The organism is Vibrio atypicus, assembly GCF_009811315.1.
Taxonomy (GTDB): domain Bacteria; phylum Pseudomonadota; class Gammaproteobacteria; order Enterobacterales; family Vibrionaceae; genus Vibrio; species Vibrio atypicus.
In genome coordinates, this window is record NZ_BLID01000032.1 from 1 (window position 1) to 587 (window position 587).

The following is a 587-nucleotide window of genomic DNA, read 5'->3' on the forward strand; positions in this document are numbered from 1 at the left end:
TCAACTAACCAAAGTTGTCTGCATTTTTATACATGTGCAGACTCGATTTTGCCGGACTCAATTTTGAATAGTCACTTAAAGTGACATTCCCAAGAACACTTGAATGTGTTGTATTGGTGTTTGTCTTAAAGACAAACATTGAGAACTTTACAATCAACAAAACATTGTTGATTTGTCAGCTTTCCAAATTGTTAAAGAGCTAGATTTTTTCTATTTAAAGAAAGAAACCATTTTTAAGAACACTTAAGCAAATGCGCTTAAAGATGGTGGGCGATACCGGGCTCGAACCAGTGACCCCCTGCTTGTAAGGCAGGTGCTCTCCCAACTGAGCTAATCGCCCATATTAGTTTTACTTCTTATAGGAAGAAGTTTCTCGAATGGTGGAGCTATGCGGGATCGAACCGCAGACCTCCTGCGTGCAAGGCAGGCGCTCTCCCAGCTGAGCTATAGCCCCATCGAGAAAATGGTGGGTCGTGCAGGATTCGAACCTGCGACCAATTGATTAAAAGTCAACTGCTCTACCAACTGAGCTAACGACCCAATGGTATCCCGTAGGGGAGTCGAACCCCTGTTACCGCCGTGAAAGG

The 587-nt window shown here is 44.0% G+C and carries 3 tRNA genes; all 3 read right to left on the minus strand.

Annotated features, from left to right (window positions below):
• Positions 1-264 precede the first annotated feature (264 nt).
• Positions 265-340 (minus strand) — tRNA-Val (locus GVO60_RS22140).
• A 38-nt stretch (positions 341-378) separates the two neighbouring features.
• Positions 379-454 (minus strand) — tRNA-Ala (locus tag GVO60_RS22145).
• Positions 455-464: 10 nt separating this feature from the next.
• Positions 465-540 (minus strand) — tRNA-Lys (locus tag GVO60_RS22150).
• Positions 541-587 lie beyond the last annotated feature (47 nt).